General features: G+C 30.9%; 13 protein-coding genes and 1 pseudogene. 5 read left to right on the forward strand and 9 right to left on the reverse strand.

Features of this window, described 5'->3' with window-relative positions; all coding sequences use genetic code 11:
- The 4 genes from ileS to Mjas_RS00235 all read left to right on the forward strand — a co-directional run bounded on the left by ileS (position 1) and on the right by Mjas_RS00235 (position 6514).
- A complete protein-coding gene (gene ileS, locus Mjas_RS00220; RefSeq protein ID WP_421077800.1) occupies positions 1-3123 on the forward strand; it encodes an isoleucine--tRNA ligase in 3123 nt (1040 codons plus the stop codon).
- A 147-nt stretch (positions 3124-3270) separates the two neighbouring features.
- On the forward strand, positions 3271-3876 hold the full coding sequence (locus tag Mjas_RS00225) for an IS607 family transposase (protein WP_421078618.1): 606 nt from the start codon (positions 3271-3273) through the stop codon (positions 3874-3876).
- Complete coding sequence (locus Mjas_RS00230; RefSeq protein ID WP_421077801.1) at positions 3866-5173, forward strand: IS200/IS605 family accessory protein TnpB-related protein; 1308 nt, start codon at positions 3866-3868, stop codon at positions 5171-5173. Before Mjas_RS00225 ends, Mjas_RS00230 begins: the two co-directional genes overlap by 11 nt.
- A gap of 174 nt (positions 5174-5347) precedes the next feature.
- Complete coding sequence (locus Mjas_RS00235; protein WP_421077802.1) at positions 5348-6514, forward strand: cation:proton antiporter; 1167 nt, start codon at positions 5348-5350, stop codon at positions 6512-6514.
- A 10-nt stretch (positions 6515-6524) separates the two neighbouring features.
- Here the strand turns inward: Mjas_RS00235 and mfnD are convergent, their stop codons facing one another.
- From mfnD to aroE, 3 genes are read right to left on the reverse strand one after another with little or no spacing between them, the layout of a single operon-like run.
- Positions 6525-7496, reverse strand: coding sequence for a tyramine--L-glutamate ligase (gene mfnD / locus Mjas_RS00240; protein WP_421077803.1), 972 nt, complete (start codon positions 7494-7496; stop codon positions 6525-6527).
- Between the two features lie 52 nt (positions 7497-7548).
- Positions 7549-7905 (reverse strand): molybdenum cofactor biosynthesis protein MoaE, encoded by a 357-nt coding sequence (locus Mjas_RS00245; protein WP_421077804.1) that lies wholly within the window; start codon positions 7903-7905, stop codon positions 7549-7551.
- A gap of 12 nt (positions 7906-7917) precedes the next feature.
- Positions 7918-8754, reverse strand: coding sequence for a shikimate dehydrogenase (gene aroE, locus Mjas_RS00250; protein WP_421077805.1), 837 nt, complete (start codon positions 8752-8754; stop codon positions 7918-7920).
- Positions 8755-8920: 166 nt separating this feature from the next.
- Between aroE and Mjas_RS00255 the strand changes: the two genes are divergently transcribed.
- The gene (locus tag Mjas_RS00255; protein WP_421077806.1) at positions 8921-9925 is read left to right on the forward strand and encodes a potassium channel family protein; all 1005 of its coding nucleotides are present in this window, start codon (positions 8921-8923) and stop codon (positions 9923-9925) included.
- Between the two features lies 1 nt (position 9926).
- Here Mjas_RS00255 and Mjas_RS00260 read toward each other — a convergent pair whose 3' ends face one another.
- The 6 genes and pseudogenes from Mjas_RS00260 to Mjas_RS00285 form a co-directional block, all read right to left on the reverse strand.
- Positions 9927-10634: a glycosyltransferase family 2 protein gene (locus Mjas_RS00260; protein ID WP_421077807.1), complete on the reverse strand. Its 708-nt coding sequence runs from the start codon at positions 10632-10634 to the stop codon at positions 9927-9929.
- A 61-nt stretch (positions 10635-10695) separates the two neighbouring features.
- A complete protein-coding gene (locus tag Mjas_RS00265) occupies positions 10696-11385 on the reverse strand; it encodes a hypothetical protein (RefSeq protein WP_421077808.1) in 690 nt (229 codons plus the stop codon).
- A 109-nt stretch (positions 11386-11494) separates the two neighbouring features.
- The gene (locus tag Mjas_RS00270; protein WP_421077809.1) at positions 11495-11674 is read right to left on the reverse strand and encodes a hypothetical protein; all 180 of its coding nucleotides are present in this window, start codon (positions 11672-11674) and stop codon (positions 11495-11497) included.
- Positions 11671-12048, reverse strand: a pseudogene (locus tag Mjas_RS00275) (AAA family ATPase); the annotation flags it as partial. The gene Mjas_RS00270 and the pseudogene Mjas_RS00275, both read right to left, overlap by 4 nt.
- A gap of 11 nt (positions 12049-12059) precedes the next feature.
- Positions 12060-12758 carry a hypothetical protein gene (locus tag Mjas_RS00280; protein WP_421078600.1) on the reverse strand — a complete coding sequence of 233 codons (699 nt, stop codon included), beginning with the start codon at positions 12756-12758 and terminating at the stop codon, positions 12060-12062.
- Positions 12689-13111, reverse strand: a complete 423-nt coding sequence (locus Mjas_RS00285) for a hypothetical protein (RefSeq protein ID WP_421077233.1) — start codon at positions 13109-13111, stop codon at positions 12689-12691. The genes Mjas_RS00280 and Mjas_RS00285 overlap by 70 nt, the downstream gene beginning before the upstream one ends.
- Positions 13112-13136 lie beyond the last annotated feature (25 nt).

Genomic DNA, 13136 nt, shown 5'->3' on the forward strand with positions numbered 1-13136 from the left:
ATGAAAGAGGTTAAAGGAACAGTTAATTTTAGAGAAATGGATAAAGAAATAAAAAAATTTTGGGAAGATAATGAAATATACCAAAAGGTAAAAAAACTAAACGAACACTATCCAGAATATTATTTTGTAGATGGTCCTCCATACTGTTCTGGTGCGATACATTTGGGAACTGCATGGAATAAAACAATAAAAGACACAGTATTGAGATTTAAGAGAATGCAAAATTATAATGTTCTCGATAAAGCGGGCTGGGATATGCACGGGCTTCCTATTGAAGTAAAGGTTGAAAATGAATTCAACATAAAATCAAAAAAGGACATTGAAACAAAAATTGGAACAACAGAATTTATTGAAAAATGTAAGGAATTTGCACTGAGAAATAAGGAAGTAATGGAGAATCAGTTTAAAAATTTAGGAATATGGCTTGACTGGGAAAATGCATACATGCCTATAAAAAACGACTATATAGAGTCAGGATGGTGGAGTTTAAAAAAGGCACATGAAAAAAATCTTCTTTCAAAAGATTTAAGGGTTGGATATTGGTGTCCAAGATGTGAAACTTCACTTGCAGAACATGAGGTAAGAGGAGAATATAAAGAAGTTCTCGACCCATCAGTTTATGTTAAATTTAAACTAATGGATGAAAAAGAAAAAGATACCTACCTTGTAATTTGGACAACAACACCATGGACTTTAATGTCAAATCTTCTTGTTTCAGTTCATCCAGATTTCGATTATGCCTATGTTGAAGTTGTTTTAGAAAGAGATGGAGAAGAGATAAAAGAAACATGGATAATAGCTGAGGCATTAGTTGAGGAAGTGATGAAAAAGGCAGGTAAAAGCAACAATATAAAATCTTACAACATAATAAAGACAGTAAAAGGAGCGGATTTAGAAGGGATAAAATATATACATCCACTGCTGGAAGAAAACGAAAGACAGAAAGAATTTGCAGAAATCGAAAATGCCCATACTGTGGTATTGGGCGAGCATGTTAGTTTAGATGGTGGAACAGGTTTAGTTCATACTGCACCAGGGTTTGGTGAAGAGGACTTTGAAGTTGGTAAAAAATACGATGTTCCGATATATTCCCCAATAGATGACGAAGGAAGATATATAGAAGGAAAATGGAAAGGAACCTTTGTAAAAGATGCTGATGACGATGTAATAGAAACATTAAAAAATAAAAATCTCTTAGTTTCAGCTGGAAAGATAAAGCACACGTATCCGCACTGTTGGAGATGTAAAACACCACTTTTATTTAGAGCTACGGAGCAATGGTTCTTAACTATATCAAAGATAAAGGATGACATAATAGAGCATGCAAAAACCGTTGATTGGGTGCCAAACTGGGTAGAAACAAGGTATATAAATGGAGTTAAGTTCGTTGGAGACTGGAATATATCAAGGCAGAGATACTGGGGAATACCACTTCCAATATGGGTATGTGAAGAATGCGGAAAATATGAAGTTATAGGAAGTGTTGAAGAATTAAAGGAAAAAATGATAAACGACATTCCATTGGATGATTTGCATAAACCAACAGTTGATAAGATTATTTTAAAATGTAGCTGTGGAAAGGAAATGAAGAGGGTGCCTGATGTTCTCGATGTCTGGTATGATTCAGGACTTGCTCCTTATGCTTCAATAAATGCCAAAGAACTTAAAAAAGCTGATTTCATCGTTGAAGGAAATGACCAAGTTACAAAATGGTTCTATTCCCAGCATGCATTAAGTGCAATTGTATTTAACGATATACCATACAAAAAATGTATGATGCACGGATTTGCACTTGATGAAAACGGAAACAAAATGAGTAAAAGTTTAGGAAATGTTGTAAATCCTGATGAAGTAGTGGAAGAGTATGGTGCGGATTTACTGAGGTATTATTTACTTAGTGCAAACAAGGCATGGGAAGATATAAGATTCTCATACAATGAGCTCGGCGAGGTAAAAAGTTTATTCAATACACTTTGGAACTCATACACATTTGCAGTTAATTATATGGTGCTTGATAACTTTGTTCCAAATGAGGAATATATGAATTATTTAAGGGATGAAGATAAATGGATAATAAGCAAAATAAACAGCTTAACAAAGGAAATAATTGAGGATTTAGAAATTCCGCATCTCCATTCATACACATGGAAATTAAGGGAATTCATACTTAATGATTTAAGCAGATGGTATATTAAACTCATAAGAAGCAGAACATGGATGGAGAAGGACGACCCTGACAAGCTTTCAGCATACCAAACATTATACTATGTTTTAATGAAATTGATTACAATCCTATCGCCAGTTGCACCGCACATAAGCGAAAAGATATATCAAAACATGAAAACAGAGGATATGCCAGAAAGTGTATTCATGAATAAAATAACTATTGATGAGGAACTCATAGACAGAACACTTGAAGAAGATATTGAGGTTGTAAGGGAAATTGTAGATGCCATATTGAGAGGAAGGGACAAGGTAAAACACACACTGAGGTATCCAATATCAAAAATAATACTTCCAAAGAGCATTGAAAATGTAGTGGAAAAATACGGATATATCATAAAAGAACAAGGCAATGTTAAAGAAATAGATGTTGAAGAGTTCAAAGGAAACATGACTGTTAAGCCAAATTATAGAGAGCTCGGAAAGGTATTCAAAAGTGAAGTTCCAAATGTTGTAAAAATCATTAACTCCATGAATCCAAATGAGCTCAGTGAAAAATTGAAAGAAGAAGGAAAAATAACAATTGATGGATATGAGATAAAACCTGAATATGTTGAGTTTAAAATAGAAATTCCAGAAAACATTGTTGGTATGGAGTTTTCAAAAGGAAATGTTTATATAAACATTGAACTAACTGAGGATATTATAAAAGAAGGGCTTATGAGGGAGGTAATTAGAAGAATCCAGTCAATGAGAAAAGATATGGATTTGGATATTGAAGAGAAGATAAAGGTAAAAATGGAAGGCATTGAATTCAGTGAAGATACATTAAAATCCATTGAGAAAGAGGTTAGAGGAACATTCTTTGATGAAATAAAACCAGATTATGAACAGGAATGGGAAATAAAGACACCAAATAAGGAAGTTTATAGGATAAAAATAGGGGTAGAAAAATTATAAGGTTCCAGCCGAAGCGATAGCGAGGCTGGAATTTTGGATGCACACTTTTTTAAAGGGTGCATAAAAACGCCTTCCGAAACTGTTATATATTAGATGGGTGTTAGTTATTATTGGTGAGTAAATGTGAGTTTAGAAAGAGTATATACGATGAAGGAAGCTTGTGAATTGTTGGGAGTTCATATAAAAACACTACAAAAATGGGATAGGGAGGGAAAAATTAAATGTGTTAGAACCATAGGAGGAAAGAGAAGAGTTCCAGAGAGTGAGATAAAACAAATCTTAGGAATTAAAGACAAAGAACAAAGAAAAATTATCGGATATGTAAGAGTATCATCAAATACACAAAAGGATGATTTAGAAAGACAAATGGACATGATAAAATCATACGCAAGAGATTTAAATTGGAATGTGGAAATATTAAAAGATATTGGTAGTGGATTAAATGAAAAGAGGAAAAACTACAAAAAACTTTTAAAAATGGTTATAAACCGAGAAGTTGAGAAAGTAATAATTACTTACCCAGATAGATTGACGAGATTTGGTTTTGAAACATTAAAAGAATTCTTCAAATCTTATGGAACAGAGATAATTGTTATTAATAAAAAATATAAGACACCACGAGAAGAGTTAGTAGAGGACTTAATAACTATCGTCTCCCATTTCGCAGGAAAATTATACGGAATGCGTTCCCATAAGTATAAAAAACTTACAAAAACCATTCAAGAAATTGTAAGTGATAATAATGCCAAATAAAAACAAAATCCCAACCGAAATCATCCTAACATACAAAGTTAAACACAATTACGATTTAAAAAACCTACCAGAAGAATTTCTAAAAATCTCAAATGAAGCCATTAATATTATTTGGAAAAATATAAATTGGAAAGAAAAGACAATTAAACATCGATACAAAGTAGGAAAGAAATACAAATACTACAAAACTACTCGACTAATCCCAGAAATTCCAAAGGATAATGATTTCAAAAGAGAGTTAAGAAATCACTCATTAAAAGGTTGGGAGTTTGCATCTCATTATATCGATGGAGCTATTAAAACCGCCTACTCTACAATAAACAGTTGGAAATCAAATTATTTAAACGGTAACAGGGAAATAAACAAACCAACATTCAAAAGACCTTTTGTTAGAGTTAAAAACACCCTAATAAGACATGATAAAGAAAATGGAAATATAAGAATTACCATAAAACCGAGAAAGGAGTATTTGGTTTTAAATATTAAGGATGCGTGGTTCTACGAAAAAATTAAGAACTTTAATGTTGGAGAGGTTATTTTAAAGGATAATGAGGCATTAATAACCTTCAAAAGACAGTTGGATTTATCTGATAAGGAAGTAATTATTGGAATTGATAGTAATTTAAAGTCATTGGACTTATATCACTCAGAAAAAGGTTGGATTAGAGTTGATTTGTCTGAATTGCATAGGATTAAGGGGATTTATGATGTAATAATCGATAGGTTAAAATCAATCTATAAAAAAGCCCCTAAGAGGATTAGCAAACTACTTAGAAAATACTGGAATAGGAGAAAAAATCGAGTTAATGATTTTATTAACAAACTCACTTCCCAACTATCTAAACTCTTTCCTAATGCAATTTTAGTATTTGAAGATTTAGATAAGTTTAACATGTATGGTAAAAACTCTAAATTCAATAGGGATTTAGATAGAAGTAATTGGAGAAGAATAGCTGGGAAATTAGAGTATAAGAGTGTTGTTGTTTATGTTAATCCCCACTACACTTCAAAAACCTGTCCCGTATGCGGGAGTAGAATGGAGTCCCAAGAGGGGGAGGTTGTTAAATGCAATAATTGTGGGGATTTTAATAGGCAATTTGTTGGTTGTTTTAATGTATTTAAAAGAGGAATTAAATTAGTTGAAAAATTATTAGGCGGAGTTGGGGTTCCCGTGACTGGGGTGAAGGTCGATGATTTACTCTCCGATGAACCCAGAGGAGAGTTGAGATTGATGCCACCCAATCCCGATGTGAGTTATATTGTAGATTTAAATGGTAGAGCTCTTTTACAAGTATAAAAACTCACCAATACTCACATTGGGAAGACCCCTAGTAAGGAAGTTTATAAGATAAAAATAATGCTTGAAAGAACAAATAATAAAAATTAATTTATTTTATTTAAAATCTTTTAGAAACACTTAAATACTATTTTATCATATATGCATGATAAATTCTCAAATCTCGGTGAAATTGTGGATATATATTTAATGTTTTTTATAATAATTACATCCATATTTATAATGCCCATTATATTAAAAAGGTTTAATATTCCAGGTATTACATCAGTAATGCTGGCGGGTATTCTTATTGGACCTTATGGGCTTGGGTTAATAGACATGAACGAAGCATTAACTATATTTTCAGAATTTGGAGCAATTTTCCTAATGTTTTTAGCTGGAATGGAGGTTGATAACGAAACATTGAGAGAAGAATTTAAAAATTCAACAGTTGTAAGCCTGTTCTCTCTGGTAATACCTGCTATTGGGGGATATATCATAGGAAAATTGTTTGGGCTTGATTTTATTGGTGCTTTGCTTTATGCGGCAATATTTTCATCACATTCCGTTGGTATAGTATATAGCTTAATGAACGAATTAAACTTAACAAAATCAAGATTTGGAACAACTGCACTGAGTGCCACAATAGTTGTTGATTTAGTAAGTTTAATTGTATTATCTGTAATAATAAAGATGAGCACGAATATCCAGAATTCTGATATATTCTATTTTATACTGATGGTATTGCTGTATATCTCAGGACTCCTTCTGACGATACCCTACATTTCAAAAATAATATTCAAAAGATGTGCGCATCTCCACATTAAAAAAATACATTTTGTATTATTCATAATACTTGTTTCAATACTTGCTGGGGAGCTTATAGGACTCCACCCAATCATTGGAGCATTTATTACTGGAGTGGCAGTTTCAGAGGCTCTTACAAAAGAGGAACATGACGAACTATTGAATAAAAATTTAAATGCAATAGGATATGGTTTTTTTATACCTATATTTTTCCTCACATTGGGTATGACTACGGACATTAGAGTATTAACTGATTTGAAGAACATCTGGTTGGTATTGGCAACCATAGTTGGAGCCTCAATTCTAAAAGTGACTTCCGGATACTTCTCCTTTAAGCTTATTGGGTACGATAAAATAAAAAGCTTCTGCGGCGGGTTGCTAACTATACCAAAAATATCCGCTTCATTAGTAGCCGCATCAGTCGGTCTTGAACTCGGAATTATTTCAAGAGAATTTTTTGTCGCAATAGTAGTTCTGTCTCTGGTGAGCTCTATGATAACACCAATATTTGTTAAAAACCTTGTTGTCAAATATAATCGGGCATTTGTTGAATAAAAATAAAAAATTAAAAAAATTCAAATCCAAATTCTTTTCGCATAAATCTTTTTCCTTTATTTAACTTGTATGTTAATTCCTTTTCAAATACATTATCAACCAAAAGTTTTGACAATGACGGGCTTATTTCCAAACCTGCTATGGATGTTGTTATTCTTGGATTTATTTCAAGTATGTATATATCATCACCATTTACAAGAACATCAACACCAACATAGCCGTTCAATCCATTTATTCTTTTTAATGCCTTCTCTGATTCTTCAATTATTTTATCTTTTAATGGATGAGATACGTTTATTTCACCGCCGCAGTATTTTTCATCAATATATTGCTTATTTAAGCATAATGGATATATTTTTCTGTTAGAACCTCTATTTTGAACTATAAAACTTACGGAATATGATTCTCCTTCCACAAACTCTTGAATAATATGATTTTCATCTATTACTTGGTGAGCTCCCCCACATCCATCAACTTCTTTTGCGATATACTTTTTTAATGAAAATGTTTTTGGTGTTTTTACATAATCTTTAATTTTATTATATGTTAAATATTTATTTCCCGCTATTTTAATGCCTTTTGAAGAGGAGCCTAAATTTATAACATTTTGTTCTTCAACAATTTTAGTTAAATCGTATAGTATGTTATCACATTCTGGTGCAATTATTAACACCATATCTATATCTCTATTAGCCAGTAATTCATTCAATTTTGATTTATAATCTTTTCCAGGCGTATATACTTCTAAATTAGGTATATTTTTTAATAAATTGAATGAAAACCTTCGGTTTTCATAGCTCTTCGCTTCGCTCCGATTGTAATAATCTCTACTAGTTTTATCATCAACAATGGAAACAACAGAAAAACCATCATTTAAAAAGCTGTTAAGTAATTTATCAAACATTAATTTTCCTTCTTCAAAGATATTATTTTCTACGATTTCACCGCTACCTACGGCATATTCAAAAAGCAATATCTTCATAAAATCACCGAAAATAGCATTAAATTTAAAATTAAAAAATAATATTTTTATATTAATGATACCTTTTTATCTCATCAATAATGTATTCCATAGCCAAAAATGCCTCTTTTCTATGCCTTGCAAATACGTAATATGATGAAACAATTTCCCCAACGCCAAGAGTTCCTTTGTTGTGATATATGATTACATCTAAAAGATTAAATTTTTCAATTGCATCTTTTCTAATATCCACCAATTTATCAAGAATATCAGGAATTTCCATCTTATCAGCAGGGACTTTTTCCCCTTCCTTAATCTCATAATTTCTTACAAATCCTGTAAATGAAGTATAACATCCCATTTCTCCCTTATTATTTTCTATCAACTCATCGACTTTTTCTTTAAACTTTTCATAATCGCCAAATATCATTTTTTCACCAAGTTATTTAAATGAATTACAAATCGCCTTTTTCATAACATCAATATTTGGTTTAACGCCCGTCCATATCTCAAAAGAGATTGCCCCCTGATACACCAACATCCCGAGCCCATTGATTGTTTTTGCTCCCTGTTTTTTTGCCTCTCTTAAAAGGACGGTTTCTTCTGGATTATATATTAAATCCATTACAACCATATTTTCTTCAATTTTATTGGTATCTATTATAGGTTGCACATTAACATTTGGATACATACCTATCGGTGTGGTGTGAATAATTATATCGAAATCACCAATATCTATATTTAAATTATTGTAATATATATGTTTATTTAATTTTTCAGATATTTCTTTTGCAAGGAGCTCCGCTTTTTCAACAGTCCTATTTATAATTGTCAAGTGATTGTTTTTTGCAAGTTCAAATGCCACGGCTCTTGCAGCCCCGCCTGCACCAATTATCAATATATTTTTATTCTCTACCTTCCCGATTTCTTCTTCAAGGGACATTCTTGCCCCTAACCCATCGGTGTTATATCCTATCGCTCTATCCTTTTCTATCTTTACAGTATTTACTGCACCTATGAGCTCAGCCTCTTTATCTATTTCATCAAGGTATTTCATTATTTCCACTTTATGTGGAATGGTTATATTAAATCCACCTACTGTCCCAAGAGATTTTACTCCATCAACAACATATTTCAAATTTTCGGGAAGAACATCAAATGCGAGATAAACATAATTTAGATTTTTATCCCTTAATGCCTCATTATGCATTATTGGAGATAAGGAATGTTCAACAGGATGACCTATAAGTCCCAAAAGTTTAGTTTTTGAATCTATCATATTATCACTTTTTTCTTTTCTTTTTTCTTTCTTTTTTTATTATTTTTTTATATATTAATAATATATAAAAAGTTAAATTTAATATAATTAATAATATGCAATATAAATTGTATAAATTATGTTAATATTGTAAATAAAAATATAAATAATGGATGGGATTTAAAAAATGGAAGCGCTAGAACGGATAAAATTAGGAATTGGAATAATAGGAACGATTATATTATTGGCAACCATCGGACTCATGTATTTTGAGGGTTGGGATTTTTTTACAGCGTTATATGTCGCAATAATCACAATATCCACCGTAGGATATGGTGACATAATTCCCACTACATTTGAAGGAAGAGTTTTAACATTGGTATATATTATATGCGGTGCTGGGGCAATGGCATACACATTTGCATCCATTGCAGGATTTTTTATAGAAGGGCAGTTTAAAAAAATTATAAGGTTGAAAAAAATGCAAACCAAATTAAAAATGATAAATGGACATTACATTATATGTGGATTTGGAAAGATTGGAAAATTTGTGGCAAAAAAATTTGATGATGCAGGAGTTCCTTTTGTTGTAATTGACATGGATGAAAAAAAGATTTTAGATGGGCTCGACAATTATAAAAATATGATATACATTGTTGGTGATGCAACATCAGATGATATATTAAATAGGGCTGGTGTAAAAAGAGCCAAGGGGTTGGTTGCAACTGTCAACTCAGATGCTGAAAATTTATTCATCACCCTATCAGCGAAGGAGCTCAACCCCAATATCTATGTTGTTGCCAAGGCAGAGAATAATGCCACTATTGACAAACTTTTGAAAGCAGGTGCAGATAGGGTAGTATCACCATATAGTATTGGAGGTTTAAGAATGGCAGAAATGGCTTTAAGACCTGAGATTTTAGATTTTGTAACTACTTTAATGGACACCACTCGTGATATGGAAATAGGAAGATTTACAATCTCGCCACAATCTGAGATTGTGGGGAAAACTCTTTATGACTCTAAAATACGGCAAAAAACAGGTGCAACAATCCTTGCCATAAAAAAGAAAAACGATAACGTGATTGTTAACCCAAGTCCCGATATTGTTTTAGATGAACGGGATGTTATATATGCATTTGGAACCAAAAAACATCTTGAAGAGCTCAAAAAAATATTGAAAGATATTTAAATTATTTCTTATGGAACAATACGAATTTTGCAACCTCCTTCATAACATCCAATATCTTTTTTGTTGTAATGTAGGATGTTGCATCAGGGTGATATTCAATTTCAATATATTCTTCAACAATTTTAGCATTCTTTTTTGCCAATTGAAGGGCCATTAAATGCTCCACACTATATCCTTCACCGAAATATACATTATTTAAAAAATCGCTTTTAATAATTCTAAATCCGCTCTGTATATCTTTGAAAAAGTAAATTTTTTTAGAATATATGGAAACTACCAAAGACATGAAAATACTTGCCATAAAATTTGATATTTGCCTATGGAATGGAATATGATTATATTTCCTAATACCAAAAACAGCGTCTGCATTTGTTTCCTTTAATTTTTTAAACATTTTTGGGATATCACTTGGTTTGTGCTGATAATCTCCATCCATATATACAATATATTCGTATCCTTGTTTTAACGCCAATTTAGTTCCATCCTCCAATGCTTTTGATTTTCCTTCATTTTTGTTTTTAAATATTGGATATATCTTATTTTTAGTTGTATTGTTTTTGATATAATTTTCAATAACAGATTTTGTCCCATCCAAACTTCCATCATCTATAACTATTGAATCAATGCTAAGATTATCCAAATCATTTAAAACTTTTAAGATATTTTTTTCTTCATTATATGCAGGTATCACTACAACTAATTTATCCATGTTATCCACTTTGAAACTTAAACACTAATAACATAAAATATGGAATATAAAAATAGTGGGTTTATATGTCATAAATATATAATACTACCACAGCAATAATAGCACCAAATATTAAACCAAGTATGCCATAAAATATATAATTCAACTGATTTTCATTTGAGGATTTACTTTCAACTGCACTAGAATTTATAGGTTCTACTGAATCTATTTCAGTTGTTTTTTCTTTTGGTTCATTTTCATTTTTCGGCGTTATATTTATTGTGTAATTGTCATTATCAATGCTTTTGTTATCGGCTGATTTATTCAATGATATATTCGTCGTGTTTGATATATTATTCAATTCATGATATTTTGGTTTTGTTTTATTTATTATTAGTTCAGAGTTATTGACCCTATAAACATGAAAATGTTTTATATAGCTTATTAACGAGTCGTTTAATATGTATTTAACTGATACAATAATATCATAATCGTTTATGGTTTTGTTTATAATTCTACCACTAAAATTTTTACATATTCCTTTGTATTCTTCGATATATGACATATTTATTGAATTATTTTTAAACTCTATGCTATCCGAACCTAAATTCAAAGTAAAATTGTATATCGGAAGTGAATTATTTAATTTATACACAATATAGATATTATCCGTGTTATTATCTACTAATTTTGGAATTATAGTTGTAGCCTCATGACCATAGTTTATGGTTGTTAATATTAAAAGAGATATTATTAAAAATAACTTTTTCATATTATCACAGCATGTGTATTTTTAATAATTTTAAAATAACAAAATAAATAATTTTATAGAGGGTAAATCCTTTGGATTCGCTACTTACAAATCCTTTGGTTTTTCAAAATTATAATGTTTTAATTCTCTTTAATCTCTCATTTAACTTTTCCACCTCTTCCCGAGTGAGTCTTGTAGATTGTTTAACATTGTCCAATTCTTTTTTCAATTGCATAAGTTTAATAAATAAGATAATATTTATCAATAAGCTAACAACAACTATTGTAAGGACTACTGATGTATCTATCATTTTCTCCCTCCAAATAACCCTTTGATAAACTTTTTAATAAATGATTTTTCCTCAGTTTGTTTAGGAATATATTCTCTTCCAGTTAATCTTGCCGCAATTTGCATTATAGCCTGTGAAGCAGGAGAATTAGGATATCTTATTACAATGGGTTCTCCAAATGCCGCACATCTTCTTACATTTGGGTCCTCAGGAATTACTCCGAGTATGGGAACTTCGAGTATTGTTTCAATAGCCTTCGAGCTCAGTTCAGAATCCTCCATGGTGGTTCTATTAATTATTGTCCCCAATATATTAGTTTCAAATCTTCTTGCAATAGCCACAACCTTTAAAGCGTCAGAAATGGATGATATTTCAGGATTTACTATTAATATTACTGACAGTGTGATTATGATATTCCTTTCTTTATTAGTTCTTTACCACACTTTTTAACGATTTCATAAAACGATAATCCATAGTTGTAGCTTAAGTATTCGATGCAGTTTGATACTACCGCCATAAATCTAATGAATCCAATATTACTCTTTTCAGAAGTTATGTAATTCCCTTCAACTTCTAAAATCGATTTATCCCTTTTATGTTTTTCTTCTATCTTTGGTCTCTTCATATACTCGATTATAATGTTCTCTGCCTTCTTTTTATAGTTTGTAGAGACTAAATACTTAGGTTTTTTCTGATTTTCCATTTGCACAGCAACGATTTTAACCTTGCCAACATTTGGAATATTCACAATCCTATCGGATAATTTGAACTCTATTCCATTAATCGTCCTTAATTTGAACTTTCTTTTTTGAAAATCCTTTTCGAACAATTCTTCCACTTTAACCTTCTTACTGAAAAACTCGATTATAATGTTTTTCCTAAGTTTGCCAATGTATTCGATTCCCAATCCCTTACATCCCTTTAGAATTTTCTTTGTTGTGATAAAACTGTCCCCTATAACCGTCCTGATGTTAGTTTGAGATAAAAATTCAATGATTTCAATAAATATGTTTGTGGATTTTTTGTCGAGTGGTTTTATCGTAGTGTGAATAGTATAAAGCCCTTTTTTTTGTGATAGATACAGCAGTTTATTTGCTCTTGATATAGTTTGCTATGATTTTCGATGTAATTGTATCTAATACTACAACCATAAATATTTTCACTCCATCTTCTTAATAATGTTGAATCGATTATTGCAGCGTATTTAAATCTATTGTCATTCAAAATGTCGGGAAGGTTTAATAATTGAGCGTATAAGTAAAACTCTTCTTCGAAGAGTTTTTGCAAGTTTTTAACGATAGTTGTTCTGTGGATTTTTGAAATACTTTCTGAAAATGCTTTAATAGTTTTTATCGGCGTTAACGTTCTAACCAATGCAAACTTAGATAATTCTTCCGAACAGTTAAATCCTAAACTATTTATAGAATTAGTGAGCATATTACTTAATGTCTTTAGCATGCTGAATTCACCGTTTTTTAATGAG

The organism is Methanothermococcus jasoni (genome assembly GCF_049075655.1).
Lineage (GTDB): Archaea > AGJL01 > Methanococci > Methanococcales > Methanococcaceae > Methanofervidicoccus.